The organism is Bradyrhizobium sp. MOS001 (assembly GCF_004634465.1).
GTDB lineage: Bacteria > Pseudomonadota > Alphaproteobacteria > Rhizobiales > Xanthobacteraceae > Bradyrhizobium > Bradyrhizobium barranii.
Genome location: NZ_SPVJ01000065.1, coordinates 18,860 through 32,577 on the forward strand (window position 1 = coordinate 18,860; position 13,718 = coordinate 32,577).

A 13,718-nucleotide genomic window follows, 5' to 3' on the forward strand; every position below is an offset into this window, starting at 1 on the left:
TTACCTGTCGAGTGAATTGTGGCGTTCTTGTCCATAATATGGACAAGACAAACTCCGCAACATCCGCCCGCGGAACGGCAGAGCCGCGACAGGGCGCGCAGGCGATCCGGCGCGCCCTCGCGGTGCTGCGTATTCTTGCCGCAGGCCGCGAAGACGGCGTGCCACTGGCCGAGGTCGTGCGCGCGACCGGCCTCACCCGCCCGACGGTGCATCGCATCGTCCACGTGCTGATCGAGGAAGGCATCGTCGAACGTTACGAGCGAACCGGCCGCTACGCGATCGGCAACCAGGTGCCGGAGCTCGCACTTGCGCGCCCGCGGCCGTCGCGGCTGCTGGTCGCGGCAAATCCGTCGCTGCGGCGTGCCTCCACCGAGATCGGCGACACGCTGTTCCTGACGGTGCGGACCGGCAACGACACGCTGTGCGTCGATCGCAGGATCGGCATCTATCCGATCCAGGTGCTGTCGATCGAGGTCGGCGCGCGCCGGCCGCTCGGCGTCTCTAGCGCAGGCGTCGCCATCCTCGCCGCGATGCCGGCGCAGGACGCGCGAAAAATCGTCGCGGCCAACGAGAAGCGATTCGGGGCCTACCGGACCGACGTCGCGACGGTGCTCGGCCAGGTCACCGCCGCGAGACGGCTGGGGTATGGCATGCGGGAGATCGGCCTCGTGCAGGGCACGAAATCGATCTCCACCTGGATCAAGACCCCGGACGGACAGCCGGCCGCAGCGATGACGGTCTCCGCCGTTCGGACGAGGCTCGGCCCCCGCCGCGAGCAGGAAGTCGTGGAGATCCTGCTGCGGGAGGCGCGCACGATCGAGCAGGCGATCCGGGGTTAGGCGGCGCTGTCAATGGGCTGACTTCGCGCACCATTTTGTGGCACAACGGCCGCCTCCGCCGACCGACCAACGAGGCCACGCATGCCCGCGCCGAAACCGCCAGCCTTCGAGACCCTGAGCCTGCACGCGGGACAGCATCCGGATCCCGCGACCGGCGCCCGCGCGGTGCCGATCTACCAGACCACGTCCTATGTGTTCCAGGATTCCGACCACGCCGCCGCGCTGTTCAATCTGGAGCGCGCCGGCCACATCTATACGCGCATCTCCAATCCGACCACCGGTGTGCTGGAAGAGCGGCTCGCGGCGCTCGAAGGCGGCGTCGGCGCGATCTGCACCGCAAGCGGCATGGCCGCGCTGCATCTGGCCATCGCGACGCTTTTGAATGCCGGCGACCATATCGTGGCGTCGAGCTCGCTCTATGGCGGCACCATCAATTTGCTGGCGCACACGCTGCCGCGTTTCGGCATCACCACGACCTTCGTCAAGCCGCGCGATCTCGACGCGTTCCGTGCGGCGATCAGGCCGAACACCCGGCTCGTGATCGGCGAGACCATCGGCAATCCCGGGCTCGAGGTGCTGGACATTCCGAAGGTCGCGGCGATCGCGCATGAGGCAAAGATTCCGCTGCTGATCGACAATACGTTTGCCACGCCCTATCTCAGCCGTCCCATCGAGTTAGGCGCCGACATCGTAATGCATTCGGCAACCAAATGGATCGGCGGCCACGGCATCGCGATCGGCGGCGCCATCGTCGACGGCGGCCGGTTCGACTGGCGTAGCTCCGGAAAGTTCGGCGTGCTGACCGAGCCCTATGGCGGTTATCACGGCATCGTTTTCGACGAACAGTTCGGCACGAGCGCCTTCATCATGCGCGCGCGCACCGAGGGCCTGCGCGATTTCGGCGCCTGCTTGTCCCCGACCAACGCCTTCCAGCTCTTGCAGGGCGTGGAGACGCTCGGCGTGCGCATGGACCGGCATATCCAGAACACACATCTGGTGCTGGAGGCGCTGAAGTCGAACAAGGCCGTCGATTGGGTGCTACATCCTTCGCTGGAGGATCACACGGACTACCAGCTTGCAAAGCAATTGCTGCCGCGCGGCGCAGGCTCGATCGTCTCCTTCGGCATCAAGGGCGGGCGACCCGCCGGCCGAAAATTCATCGAGTCGCTGCGCATGATCAGCCACCTCGCCAATGTCGGCGACGCCAAGACACTGGTGATCCACCCGGCCTCGACCACGCATCAGCAGATGGATGCCGAACAGCTCAAGGCCGCCGGCATCGGCGAAGAGCTGGTGCGGCTGTCGGTCGGCATCGAGACGGCAAGCGACATCATCGACGATCTTGCGCAGGCGCTGCGCATCTCGCAAAAGGTCTGACACCATGAAGCTCACTGTCAACGGCGCCGAGGTGTTTGTCGCAAACGGCGGCCGCGAGTTCGACAAGTCCCTGCCCGCGGTCGCGTTCATCCACGGCGCCGGCTTCGATCACTCGACCTGGGCGCTGCATACGCGCTGGTTCGCCCATCGCGGATTTTCCGTGCTGGCGCCCGACCTGCCCGGCCACGGCCGCTCGGCCGGACCTTCGCTGTCAACGATCGCCGAGATGGCGGACTGGACGGCGGCATTGCTCGCCGCGGCCGGCGTGGCTAAGGCGCACCTGATCGGCCATTCCATGGGATCGCTGATCTCGCTGGAGACGGCGGCGCGTCACCCCGACAAGGTGTCCGCGCTGAGCCTGATCGGCACCGCCGCGACCATGTCAGTCGGCCCGGATCTGCTGAAAGCGGCCGAGGCCAACTTGCAGGATGCCAACGACATGGTGTCGATCTGGGGCCTCGGCTTCAACGCCGAGCTCGGCGGCAGCCTCGCGCCGGGCCTGTGGATGCATGGCGGCGCACAGGCGGTGCTGAAGTCTTGCGAGCCGGGCGTGCTGTTCAGGGATTTGTCGGCCTGCAATGCTTACGCGAATGCGCTGACTGCTGCCGCGAGCGTCAAGGTGGCGACGACGCTCATCCTCGGCGAACGCGACATGATGACACCGGCGAAGGCGGGCAAGGCGCTCGCCGCGGCGATCCCGCATGCGAAGACCGTCGTGGTGCCGGGCGCGGGCCACATGATCATGGCAGAGCGCCCGGATGAATTGCTGACGGCGTTGAGGGGCTGAGGGTTTAGATAGAAGACAGCCTCCACGGGCGTCATGGCCGGGCTTGTCCCGGCCATCCACGTCTAGCTATTCGGGACGAAGAACGTGGATGCCCGGGACAAGCCCGGGCATGACGACGTCTTCCTAGCCTCATCTTACGAACCCGGCGTCCACTTCCAGACGATGTCGGAGACGTTGACCGGCTTCGGGATCAGGCCGAGCTTTGCAAAACGGTCGGCGACGGCCTGCTGCGTCCTGATCACCTCCGCGTCGAGCGGCACCACGCTGTAGACGGAGCGGTTGACGAAGCGCCTGACAGCTTCGATGTCGACGCCGGTCGCCTCGGCCTGCGCCTTTGCGACCTCCTCGTGATGCTGCTCCGCCCACTTGCCTTCGGAGGCGAAGGTCGTGTTGAGCTTCGCGACCAGCGACGGATATTTCTCGACGAAGTCGGTGTTGGCGATGTAGTAGGCGTTCGGCTTGTGCACGTCCTTGTCGAAGACGAGAACGCGGGCGTTCTCCTTCAATTCAGCGAGCGCGAGATAGGGATCCCAGATCGACCAGGCGTCGACCGAGCCTTTCACGAAGGCCGCCGTCGCATCGGCCGGCGCGAGCGGCGCGGGCGTGATGTCGGACCAGGACAGGCCGGCCTTTTCGAGCGAGGCGACCAGGAGATTGTGCGCGCTCGATCCCTTGCCGAAGGCGACGCGCTTGCCTTTGAGATCGGCGAGCGTCTTGATGGCTGAATCCTTCGGCACGATGATCGCCTGGTTGTCGCCCTCGGACTTCACGGCCGCGACATATTTTATTTTTGCGCCGCCGGCTTGCGCGAAGATCGGCGGCGTGTCGCCGACGAAGCCGAAATCGACGCTGCCGACGTTGATGGCCTCCAGCAGCGGCGGACCGAACTGGAAGTCGATCCATCTGACTTCGATGCCGAGCGGCCTGAAGGCGTTTTCGAGCGTTTGACGCTGGCGCACCGCCGGGAAGAAGCCGCCCTTCTGGGTGCCGATGCGGATTTCCGCCGGCTTTTCCTCGGCGCGTGCGGGTGCGGCCAGGGCGGTTGCGAGGAGAAGCGCTGCGGTCAGGATATGTCGTCGTGCAATCATGTTGCGGTCCTTTGCGTCAGGTTCAGTTGGCGAAGAGTGGGGAATTGGCACGGCGGCTCCGCTCCGAAAACACCGCACGCGCGGCTCGTTCGGCCTCGCGCGCCGAGCGGAACTGGCGGCCTTCGAGGCTGTCGAACAGGCGCTCGGAGGAGAAAAAGCGGAAGCCGCGCTCATCTCTTGTGATGATGCCGGCGGCGCGGTCTTGGATTTCAATGATGTAGGCGTTGGACTGGATTTGGGACATGACTGCTCGTTCGCCGGAATCTCGGCGTTCCTGTCGTGGGATTTGTGCTGTGGGAGGTTGCTAGGAGGCGATCAGCAACAACAACAGGCGCCGGTTGCCGCCGAGAAACAGCGCCGCGTCATGCACGCGTGCATGTCGCTGGGATTACGCTGGTGATCGGTTCTCATATCGCGACATCAAGCCCGAGGAGCAGTTTCGATGCTGCGAATATTGAGCGATTGGCGCGTTCGGTCAATGAAATGGCTATCCATATTTGGCACGAGCGCGCTGGCGCGCTTCTCCCGGTGCAAGCACCGACAGACGGATTCATCTCGCAATGAGTTCAACAGGCGCGGGCGGCGGGCATGGTACGCTCGCGCGACGTCAAAACAGACAATTTGGGAGATCCGGACATGGCGGATGATCTGAAGGGGCGCACCGCGCTCGTCACCGGTGGCTCGCGCGGGATTGGCGCAGCCGTCTGTCGCGCCCTGGCCGCATCAGGCGCGGCGGTGGCGATCAACTGCCGGGAGCAGATCGGGCAAGCCGAAAAGCTGGCAGGCGAAATCGGCAAGCAAGGCGGACGCGCCATTGTCGCTGCCGCCGACGTCTCGCAGCGCGACGCCGTGGCTACAATGGTCGAGCGCGTCACGGCCGGGCTCGGACCGATCGACATCCTCGTCAACAATGCCGGCATCGCCATCACGCGCGGCGTTGACGATCTCACCGAGGACGATTTCGACCGTACCATCCTGGTCAACCTGAAATCAGTCTTCCTGTGCACGCAGGCGGTGCTGCCGTCGATGCGCGCACGGAAATGGGGCCGCATCGTCAACATCTCCTCGGGCGCGGCGCGCGGTGCCGGCTCGATCGGCCCGCACTACAATGCATCCAAGGCCGGCATGGAGGGCCTTACGCGCGGTTATGCGGCGCGGTTGGTGAAGGAAGGCATCACCGTCAACGCGGTAGCTCCGTCACTGATCGAGACCGACATGATGAGCGGCCAGCCCCAGCTCGTCAGCCGCATCCCGCTCGGCCGCTTCGGCACGGCCGATGAGGTGGCGAAAACCGTGATGCTGCTGGTCGACAATGCCTACATGACCGGGCAGACCATCGCGCTGAGTGGCGGGATGGCGTTTAACTAGGAGCGAAGATGGTGCCGCCTTTCCTTCTCCCCTTGCGGGAGAAGGTGGCGCGAAGCGCCGGATGAGGGGTATCTCTCGGCGCGCACCGCTCTTCGTGAGCCGTAGGGTGGGCAAAGCGGAGCGTGCCCACCATTTCTATCGCGGTGTTGGATGGGTGGTGGGCACGGCGCAAGTGCGCCTTTGCCCACCCTACGGCTCCTTTTCGTGAGGAGAGATACCCCTCACCCGTCTCGCCGCTTCGCGGCGATCCACCCTCTCCCACAAGGGGGAGAGGGTAAGAGAGAGCTACCACATCGTCGCCGCAGCGCGCTCCGGCCAGATGCGGTCGTACTCCGCGCCGCCGACCTTGTTCTCGCTCATCTCGGCGAGAATCTGGCCGGGCGTCGGCAGCGTCTTCGGATCGATCCGCTTGTCGGGATTCCAGAGGTCGGAGCGGACGATGGCGCGGGCGCACTGGAAATAGATTTCGTCCACATTCATCACCATGACGCTGCGCGGCGCCTTGCCCTCGACCTTGAACGAGGCGAGCAGCTCGGGATCGACGGAGAGACAAGCGCGGCCGTTGGCCCGCACCGCATTGCCGGAACCGGGGATCAGGAACATCAGCGACACCCTGGGATCGCGCACGATGTTGCGCAAGGAGTCGACCCGGTTGTTGCCGCGGCGATCCGGCAGCATCAGCGTCTTCGGATCATGGATGCGAACGAAGCCGGGGAGATCGCCCCGCGGCGAGCAGTCGATCCCTTCCGGCCCGATGGTGGCGAGCGCGGCAAACGGCGCCTTCTCGATGAAGATGCGGTAGAGCGGGGTAACGTGGTCGGCGACTTTCACGGTCGAGGCATCACCAACGGCACCGTAGATGGCCTCCAGCTGTTCGACCGTTTCAATCACCGACATTCCGTTCTCCTTGTTGCGCCGGCTATTCGTGCCAGCCTTCGTTCCTGATCACACGCACGAGCTGGCGGCTGTGATAGTCCGCGCTGCCCGCGTTGAGGATGGTGACATCGGCATTGGCCGATGCGTCGTCGACGCTGCGCGCGAGGCGATCCGCGATATTGCCGTCGCTGTGCCGGGCCCGGGCAGCAAGCCGCTGCGCCAGCACGTCAGGCGGCGCCGTGATCGCGACCACGACGACGTTGGTATAGGCCTGGCGGAGCGCGCCGATCACCGTGCGCGAGACATTGGCGACGACGGCCCGGCCGGCGAGGATGTCATCATTGATTTCGAGCGGAAGAGCGTAGGAATGACCGTGTGCTTCCCAGTGCACGGCGAAATCGCCGTGCTCGCGCGCGCGGCGGAATTCGTCCTGGCTCATCGCCATGTTGTCTTCGGTTTCGGAAGATTCGCGCGTCACGACACGGCGCGGAAAGACGATGTCGCGATCGTCGACGCAGGCCGCCTGTGCGAGCCGCAACAGCGTGTCCTTGCCGGCACCGCTGGGACCGACCACGAGCACGAGCCGCCCGGGTCCGATCCCGCTGGCCTCATCGTGTGCCATGGTCGCGGTCTCGCTCATGCGACGCGGTTTCCTTCGCGCCAGACGCTGCGGACCACGGGAACGTCGCCTGCGACATGCACGCGGATCAGGTCGGCGCGCTTGCCGATCGCGACCTCGCCACGATCCAAAAGGCCAACCGCCTCGGCCGGCGCCTTCGTCACGGTACGAACCGCCGCCGGCAGGCTGATCGCGGGCACATGCTCCGGCAATTGCAGCGCGGCCATCAGGAGGCTGGACGGGATGTAGTCCGACGACAGGATGTCGAGCAGGCCCTCGCGGGCGAGATCGACCGCGGCGATGTTGCCGGAGTGCGAGCCGCCGCGCACGACGTTCGGCGCACCCATCAGGATGTCGATGCCGGCCTGATGCAGGCCGCGCGCGGCCTCCAGCGTCGTCGGGAACTCCGCCACCGAGACGCGATCGCGCACGGCGTCCACGACGTTCTCCTCGGTGGTGTCGTCGTGGCTCGCCAGCGGAATGTTGTATTTGTGCGCCAGCGACACGATCTCGCGCATGTTGGTCGCGGCATAGAGCTTCTGATACTCGAAGCGCTTCGCGAACAGCTCGTCGAGCTCGGCATCGGTCTTGCCGCCGCCCTTGCCGCGATAATAGTCGCGCAGCTTGACCTCGTCGCGGAACTGGCGCTGGCCGGGCGTGTGGTCCATCAGCGACATCAGCTTGACGTCGGGACGATCGATCAGCTCCTTGGCCTCCTCCACCACGCTCGGCATCGGGATTTCGCAGCGCAGATGCAGGAAGTGGTCGGCGCGCAGCAGGTCGGCATCGCGGGCGGTCGTGATGGCGGCGGCGAGCACGCCGGCGCGGCCATCGACTTCCTCGGCGCCGTCCTCGCGCCAGACCCGGAGCGAGTCGAACACGGTGGTGATGCCTGACGTCGCGAGCTGGCCGTCATAGGAGATGACGGCAGCGACCGGGTTCCAGAACACCTTTGGGCGCGGCACGTAATGCGCTTCGAGGTGGTCGGTGTGGAGCTCGATCAGGCCGGGCATGATGAGGTCGCCGCCGGCATCCTCGGCGCCCGCAGGCGCCCTGCCCTCGCCGATCTCGGCGATGCGTCCATCCGCGAGAGCGAGCCAGCCCTGCTCGATCACCCGGTCAGCCAGCACGATCCTGGCGTTGGCGATCACTGTGTCCTTCGGCTTGGCGTTCATTTCCATTTCCTTCAGGCGGCGGCGGCAAAGCTGGTGACGTCAACAATACGGTCGGCAATCAAATGGCGGATTTCGTCGTCGTGGACAATGGCGACCATGGCGACGCCCTGGCACTTCTTCTCCGCGACCAGATCGACCACGACGGCGCGGTTGGCGGCATCGAGCGAGGCGGTCGGCTCGTCCAGCAGCAGGATCGGCAGCTCCGAGATGAAGCCGCGCGCGATGTTGACGCGCTGCTGCTCGCCGCCGGAGAAAGTCGCGGGCGGCAACTGCCAGAGTCTTTCAGGAATGTTGAGGCGGTGCAGCAACTCGCCGGCGCGGGCCTGTGCGTCGGCGCGGGCCGTGCCGTTCACGATCAGTGGCTCCGCGACGACGTCGATGGTCGCAACACGCGGCACCGCCCGCAAAAACTGGCTGACGTAGCCGATGGTGGAGCGGCGGATGTTGAGGACCTGCCGCGGCTCGGCGGTGGCGAGATCGACCACCGCGCCGCGGTGGCGGATGCCGATGCGGCCGGAGTCGCAGCGGTAGTTGCCAAAGATCATCTTCAGGATCGACGACTTGCCGGCCCCGGACGGGCCTGAGAGCACGACGCATTCGCCCGGGTTGACGTGGAAGGTCACGCCGCTGACGACAGGCAATTCGATGCCGCCCTGCAGGTGCATCGTAAAGGTCTTTTTCGCGGCGGCGATGTCGATCATGGCGGTCATCGGAAAACTCATCTTGGAAGGCTTATGGCGGCAAAATCGAGGAGACGAGGAGCTGGGTATAGGGCTCGCGGGGGTCATCGAGCACCTGGTCGGTGAGACCGGTCTCGATGACACGGCCGCCCTTCATCACCATCACGCGATGCGACAGCAGTCGCGCGACCGCGAGATCGTGGGTGACGATGATGACGGCGAGGTGCAGCTCCGCGACGAGGCTGCGCACGAGGTCGAGCAGGCGCGCCTGGACAGACACGTCCAGACCGCCGGTCGGCTCGTCCATGAACACCAGCCGCGGCTCGGTGACGAGGTTGCGCGCGATCTGGAGACGCTGGCGCATGCCGCCGGAATAGGTGCGCGGTGCATCGTCGATGCGCGCGATGTCGATCTCGACGCGGGTGAGCCAGTCCGACGCGGTATCGCGAATGCGGCCGTAGTGATTCCAGCCCACCGCCATCAGCCGCTCGCCGACATTGGCGCCGGCCGAGACCGCCATGCGCAGGCCCTGCGCGGGATCCTGGTGGACATAGCCCCAGTCGGTGCGGAACAGGAAGCGTCGCTCGGCTTCGCCAAGGCTCGTGAGATCGCGGGTGACGCCGTCACGCATCCGGTACGACACCTGGCCGGCGCTCGGCGCGAGCTGGCCCGACAGCATTTGCAGCAGCGTCGACTTGCCCGAGCCGGACTCGCCGACGATCGCCAGCACCTCGCCGGGGTAGAGCGAGAACGACACGTCGCGGCACGCGGCGATGCGGCCATAGGATTTGCTGAGGGATTCTGCGACCAGCAGCGGCTGGTCGTTTTCGAGCTTATCGAGATCAGCCATGTCTTGATCAGCCATGTGAGCCCGCCTTGTCCTTGTACGGCGCGGCGCTGAGGCTGCCGTGATGGCCGGCGGCCTGGCGGCCCTCGCAATAGTCGGTGTCCGAGCACACGAACATGCGCCCGCCCTTGTCGTCGGTGACGATCTCGTCGAGATAGGAATTCTCGGCCGCGCACAGCGCGCAGGGCGCGTTGAAGCGGTACGGCTCGAACGGGTGATCCTCGAAATCGAGCGACACCACCTGCGTATAGGGCGGGATCGCATAGATGCGCTTCTCGCGACCGGCGCCGAACAATTGCAGCGCCGGGCAATTGTCCATCTTGGGATTGTCGAATTTCGGCGTCGGCGACGGGTCCATCACGTAGCGCGCGTTCACCTTCACCGGATAGGCGTAGGCGGTGGCGATGTGGCCGAAGCGGGCGATGTCCTCGTAGAGCTTCACATGCATCAGGCCGTATTCGGCCAGCGCATGCATGCGCCGCGTCTCGGTCTCGCGCGGTTCGAGGAAACGCAACGGCTCCGGGATCGGCACCTGATAGACCAGCACCTGGTTCGCGTGCAGCGCGGTCTCCGGGATGCGGTGACGGGTCTGGATCACGGTCGCATCTTCTGTTGCCGTGGTCGTGGCGACGCCGGCGGTCTTGGCGAAGAATTTGCGGATCGAGATCGCATTCGTCGTGTCGTCGGAACCCTGGTCGATCACCTTCAGCACATCCTGCGGCCCCAGGATCGCCGCGGTCACCTGCACGCCGCCGGTGCCCCAGCCATAGGGCATCGGCATTTCACGGCTGGCGAACGGCACCTGATAACCCGGAATAGCAATCGCCTTGAGGATCGCGCGGCGGATCATCCGCTTGGTCTGCTCGTCGAGATAGGCGAAATTGTAGGCGGGCGCGTTCATTCCGCGGCCTCCTTCATGGCGTCGGGCGCATTGGCCTCGGCAAATTCCTTGCGCAGCTTGCGAAGGAGGCCGAGCTCGGACTGGAAGTCGACATAATGCGGCAGCTTCAGATGCTCGACGAAGCCGGTCGCCTGGACGTTGTCCGAATGCGACATCACGAATTCTTCATCTTGCGCCGGGGCTACGGCCTCTTCGCCGAGCTCGCGGGCACGCAGCGCCCGGTCGACCAGCGCCATCGACATGGTCTTGCGCTCGCTCTGGCCGAAGGCAAGACCATAGCCGCGGGTGAAGCACGGCGCTTCCGTCGCCGAACCCTTGAACTGGTTGACCATCTGGCACTCGGTGAGCTCGATGGAGCCGAGCGGCACCGCGAAGCCGACGTCTTCCGCGAAAAATTCGACCTCGACCTCGCCGAAGCGGATCTCGCCGACGAAGGGATGGTTACGGCCGTAACCACGCTGGGTGGAATAACCCATCGCCAGCAGAAAGCCTTCGTCACCGCGCGCGAGGTTTTGCAGGCGCAGGTCGCGATCGGCCGGGAAGTTCAGCGGTTCGCGCGTGAGATCGCCGACGCTGGCGCCGTCTTCGGCCCGCGGAGAGGACTCGATCAGCCCGTCGCGGCCCAGAATGTCGGTCACACGCGGCGTGGGCGCCGTCGAAGCTTCGGCCGTCGCCGGCACTTCAGGCACAAAGCCCTGGCCAAGCGAGGGATCGAGCAGACGATGCGTGTAGTCGAAGGTCGGCCCGAGGATCTGGCCGCCGGGAATGTCCTTGAAGGTCGCCGACACCCGCCGCTGCACCCGCATCGCGCCGGTCTCGACCGGCTCGCTGGCGCCGAAGCGCGGCAGGGTGGCGCGGAAGGCGCGGACCAGGAAGATCGCCTCGATCAGGTCCCCGCGCGCCTGCTTGATCGCGAGCGCCGCGAGCTCGCGGTCATAGAGCGACCCTTCGCTCATGACGCGGTCCACGGCGAGGCCAAGCTGCTCCGAGATCTGATCCAGCGTGACCTCGGAAACGCTCTGGTCGCCACGCCGCGCATTGGCGAGCAGGCGATGGGCGTTCTCGATGGCGCGCTCGCCGCCTTTGACTGCGACATACATGCGACTAGCTTCCCTTGTTCACGACACGCGTGGTGCGCGGGATCGCAACCACGGCATCATCGGCGACCAGCACCAAATCGATGCCGCGCGGAAACAGCGCCTCGTTGAACTGCAGCCGTTCGAACAGGTCGAAAGGCCTGATCGAGGCCTGAAGCGTCGCGACACCGTCGATGCCGGGGCCACGCAATTCGAAGCTGCGCCCCGAATCCAGGCTCTCGACCTGAAGGATCACTGTGGTCGAGCGATCCGGATATTCGTTGGTGCCGAGCGCGAAGCGTTCGAGCGCCGGAAGCAAGGCGCCGTCGCTGATCAGCGCGAAACTCGCAATCGAAGAGTCCTGCACCACCGGCGCGCCGGTGTGGAACTTGAGCCATTTCACCACGTCCGATCTCTCCGCCATCCTTGCATCGAGCCAGAGCGGCGTGTCGTGATCGAACAGCGTCAGCGCGATCGCGGCGGTGCCGCGCATCATCGGGCCGGGCGATCCCGCCATCGGCACAATGCGCTGGACCGTGCCCGGCCGCGCCATCGCGTCCATCACCGAACGAAAGGTCGATTGGGCCGACAGAACCTTGTCGACGAAACCCGGCGGTAGTTCCGCAATCGTGGTCATGGCCTCACCCCTCACCGCGCACCATGGTGTAGAAATCAACCTTCGTCGCAGCGGTCTCGGCGGCCGCCTGCTTGCGCTGGATCATAAGCTGCTCGCGCAACGGCGCGATAACGTCACGCTCCACCGCCTCGCCGAAATCACTGGACTGCGCCAGTGCGTCGCACAGCGCGATCAGCCGCGCCTTTTCGCCATCGCGCCCCAGCGTGTAGCCGAAGCCGACCTCGCCGCTCGCGAGCCGGACCGCTGCGCGAGACACCGTGGCTTCACCGACATTGAACGGCGCGCCGTCGCCGCCGACCCGGCCGCGCAGCATGACGAGACCGTTTTCCGGCGCGCGTAGCTCCTGATGCGCCGGCAGGGCGAGAGCGCGGAGGCGAGCGGCGATCTCGCCCGCCTCCGCGTGCGCCAGCACGGCCATCGCGGCCTTGCGCTGGACTTGCTGGTTGTTGTGCTGGGTCACCAAATCCACCGAACTTTTCTGCAGAACTTGCCGAATCCAAGTTGTCTATGATAATAGACAACTTGATACGGAAGCGCCATGACTGTTTCGTGACAAACGTGTGATTTCTGAAGTAGGCTTCTCGGCGACATGAGCATGCAGGACACAGCCTCTTCGGGCGTCGCGCTGTGGCGCCTCGTTGCCGACGGCATCGAGCGCGGCATCGCCGACGGCCGCTTTGCCGCCGGCGACAAGCTGCCGGGCGAGATGGAGATCGCCGAAACCTATCGGGTGAACCGCCACACCGTGCGGCGCGCGCTGGCCGCGCTTGCCGAGCGCGGCATCGTGCGCGCCGAACGCGGCAGCGGAACCTATGTCGAGGCGCAGCGCCTCGCTTATCCCTTGCGCTCGCGCACCCGCTTCTCCGAGATCGTCGGCGCCGATGGCCGCGAACCGCATGGCCGGCTGATCGAAGCGTCCGGCGACGTCGCAACCCGCGAACTCGCGCGCGAACTGGGATTGAAGGCCGGCGCACCGCTGGTGCGAATCGAGGCGATCCGCCTCGCCGACCGCACGCCGATCTGCGTCTCCACCACCTGGCTGTCAGCGGAATTGTTCCCGGGCGCGGGTGAGGTATTCGCCGCGACGCGCTCGATGACGAAACTGCTCGAGCACTACGGCGTCCGCGACTACAGTCGCGGCGCGACCCGGATCACCGCCGGCATCGTGGACGCAACCGATGCCGCGCGGCTCGATCTGCCGCTGGGACGGCCGATCCTGGTGGTCGACGCGACCGACCACGATCTCGCCGGCAAGCCGCTGGTGACGAAGCATTCGCGGTTCGCGGCGGAGCGGGTGGAGTTTCTGGTGGAGAACGGGTGAGCGGCGCTCTCTTCCCCTCTCCCCTTGTGGGCCTGTTGCGTTATCGGCTCTTGAGGCTGAAGACGTCAGGAGCGAGTGCCCTGGTCCCGGCAATTGCCTGGCAAGATCTGTAGTTGTCGCCCTGAGC

General features: G+C 65.7%; 16 protein-coding genes. 5 read left to right on the forward strand and 11 right to left on the reverse strand.

The features are described from left to right. The first annotated feature begins 38 nt into the window (after nt 1–38). The 3 genes from CT676_RS39765 (at nt 39) to CT676_RS39775 (ending at nt 3,003) form a co-directional block, all read left to right on the forward strand. Nucleotides 39–839 (forward strand): IclR family transcriptional regulator, encoded by an 801-nt coding sequence (locus tag CT676_RS39765; RefSeq protein ID WP_085400886.1) that lies wholly within the window; start codon nt 39–41, stop codon nt 837–839. Nucleotides 840–920: 81 nt separating this feature from the next. Then, nucleotides 921–2,216 (forward strand): O-acetylhomoserine aminocarboxypropyltransferase, encoded by a 1,296-nt coding sequence (locus tag CT676_RS39770; protein WP_085400885.1) that lies wholly within the window; start codon nt 921–923, stop codon nt 2,214–2,216. A gap of 4 nt (nt 2,217–2,220) precedes the next feature. Further along, entirely contained in the window at nt 2,221–3,003 is a 783-nt protein-coding gene (locus CT676_RS39775) for an alpha/beta hydrolase (RefSeq protein WP_135216930.1), read from the forward strand. Between the two features lie 134 nt (nt 3,004–3,137). Here CT676_RS39775 and CT676_RS39780 read toward each other — a convergent pair whose 3' ends face one another. Both CT676_RS39780 and CT676_RS45705 read right to left on the reverse strand, forming a co-directional pair. Continuing rightward, a complete protein-coding gene (locus CT676_RS39780; RefSeq protein WP_085400882.1) occupies nt 3,138–4,091 on the reverse strand; it encodes an aliphatic sulfonate ABC transporter substrate-binding protein in 954 nt (317 codons plus the stop codon). A gap of 22 nt (nt 4,092–4,113) precedes the next feature. Beyond that, nucleotides 4,114–4,335, reverse strand: coding sequence for a hypothetical protein (locus CT676_RS45705; RefSeq protein WP_085400880.1), 222 nt, complete (start codon nt 4,333–4,335; stop codon nt 4,114–4,116). A gap of 392 nt (nt 4,336–4,727) precedes the next feature. On the opposite strand from CT676_RS45705, the gene CT676_RS39795 reads away from it, so the two are divergent. Further along, complete coding sequence (locus CT676_RS39795; protein WP_135216931.1) at nt 4,728–5,459, forward strand: SDR family NAD(P)-dependent oxidoreductase; 732 nt, start codon at nt 4,728–4,730, stop codon at nt 5,457–5,459. A gap of 285 nt (nt 5,460–5,744) precedes the next feature. On the opposite strand, the gene CT676_RS39800 is transcribed toward CT676_RS39795, so the two are convergent. The 9 genes from CT676_RS39800 to phnG are packed head-to-tail and all read right to left on the reverse strand — an operon-like array spanning nt 5,745 to nt 12,739. Continuing rightward, nucleotides 5,745–6,356, reverse strand: coding sequence for a pyridoxamine 5'-phosphate oxidase family protein (locus CT676_RS39800; protein WP_071909237.1), 612 nt, complete (start codon nt 6,354–6,356; stop codon nt 5,745–5,747). A 22-nt stretch (nt 6,357–6,378) separates the two neighbouring features. Next, the gene (gene phnN, locus CT676_RS39805; protein ID WP_135216932.1) at nt 6,379–6,975 is read right to left on the reverse strand and encodes a phosphonate metabolism protein/1,5-bisphosphokinase (PRPP-forming) PhnN; all 597 of its coding nucleotides are present in this window, start codon (nt 6,973–6,975) and stop codon (nt 6,379–6,381) included. Next, on the reverse strand, nt 6,972–8,129 hold the full coding sequence (locus CT676_RS39810) for an alpha-D-ribose 1-methylphosphonate 5-triphosphate diphosphatase (protein WP_085400972.1): 1,158 nt from the start codon (nt 8,127–8,129) through the stop codon (nt 6,972–6,974). The genes phnN and CT676_RS39810 overlap by 4 nt, the downstream gene beginning before the upstream one ends. A gap of 11 nt (nt 8,130–8,140) precedes the next feature. Continuing rightward, nucleotides 8,141–8,839 carry a phosphonate C-P lyase system protein PhnL gene (gene phnL / locus CT676_RS39815; RefSeq protein WP_085400877.1) on the reverse strand — a complete coding sequence of 233 codons (699 nt, stop codon included), beginning with the start codon at nt 8,837–8,839 and terminating at the stop codon, nt 8,141–8,143. A gap of 22 nt (nt 8,840–8,861) precedes the next feature. After that, entirely contained in the window at nt 8,862–9,659 is a 798-nt protein-coding gene (gene phnK, locus CT676_RS39820) for a phosphonate C-P lyase system protein PhnK (protein ID WP_085400875.1), read from the reverse strand. Nucleotides 9,660–9,666: 7 nt separating this feature from the next. Beyond that, nucleotides 9,667–10,557: an alpha-D-ribose 1-methylphosphonate 5-phosphate C-P-lyase PhnJ gene (locus tag CT676_RS39825; protein ID WP_085400873.1), complete on the reverse strand. Its 891-nt coding sequence runs from the start codon at nt 10,555–10,557 to the stop codon at nt 9,667–9,669. After that, nucleotides 10,554–11,657: a carbon-phosphorus lyase complex subunit PhnI gene (locus CT676_RS39830; protein WP_085400872.1), complete on the reverse strand. Its 1,104-nt coding sequence runs from the start codon at nt 11,655–11,657 to the stop codon at nt 10,554–10,556. Before CT676_RS39830 ends, CT676_RS39825 begins: the two co-directional genes overlap by 4 nt. A 4-nt stretch (nt 11,658–11,661) precedes the next feature. Continuing rightward, on the reverse strand, nt 11,662–12,270 hold the full coding sequence (gene phnH / locus CT676_RS39835) for a phosphonate C-P lyase system protein PhnH (protein ID WP_085400870.1): 609 nt from the start codon (nt 12,268–12,270) through the stop codon (nt 11,662–11,664). A gap of 4 nt (nt 12,271–12,274) precedes the next feature. Further along, nucleotides 12,275–12,739, reverse strand: coding sequence for a phosphonate C-P lyase system protein PhnG (gene phnG / locus CT676_RS39840; RefSeq protein ID WP_085400868.1), 465 nt, complete (start codon nt 12,737–12,739; stop codon nt 12,275–12,277). A gap of 120 nt (nt 12,740–12,859) precedes the next feature. Between phnG and phnF the strand changes: the two genes are divergently transcribed. Beyond that, complete coding sequence (gene phnF, locus CT676_RS39845; protein WP_071909231.1) at nt 12,860–13,591, forward strand: phosphonate metabolism transcriptional regulator PhnF; 732 nt, start codon at nt 12,860–12,862, stop codon at nt 13,589–13,591. The last annotated feature ends 127 nt before the right edge of the window (nt 13,592–13,718 follow it).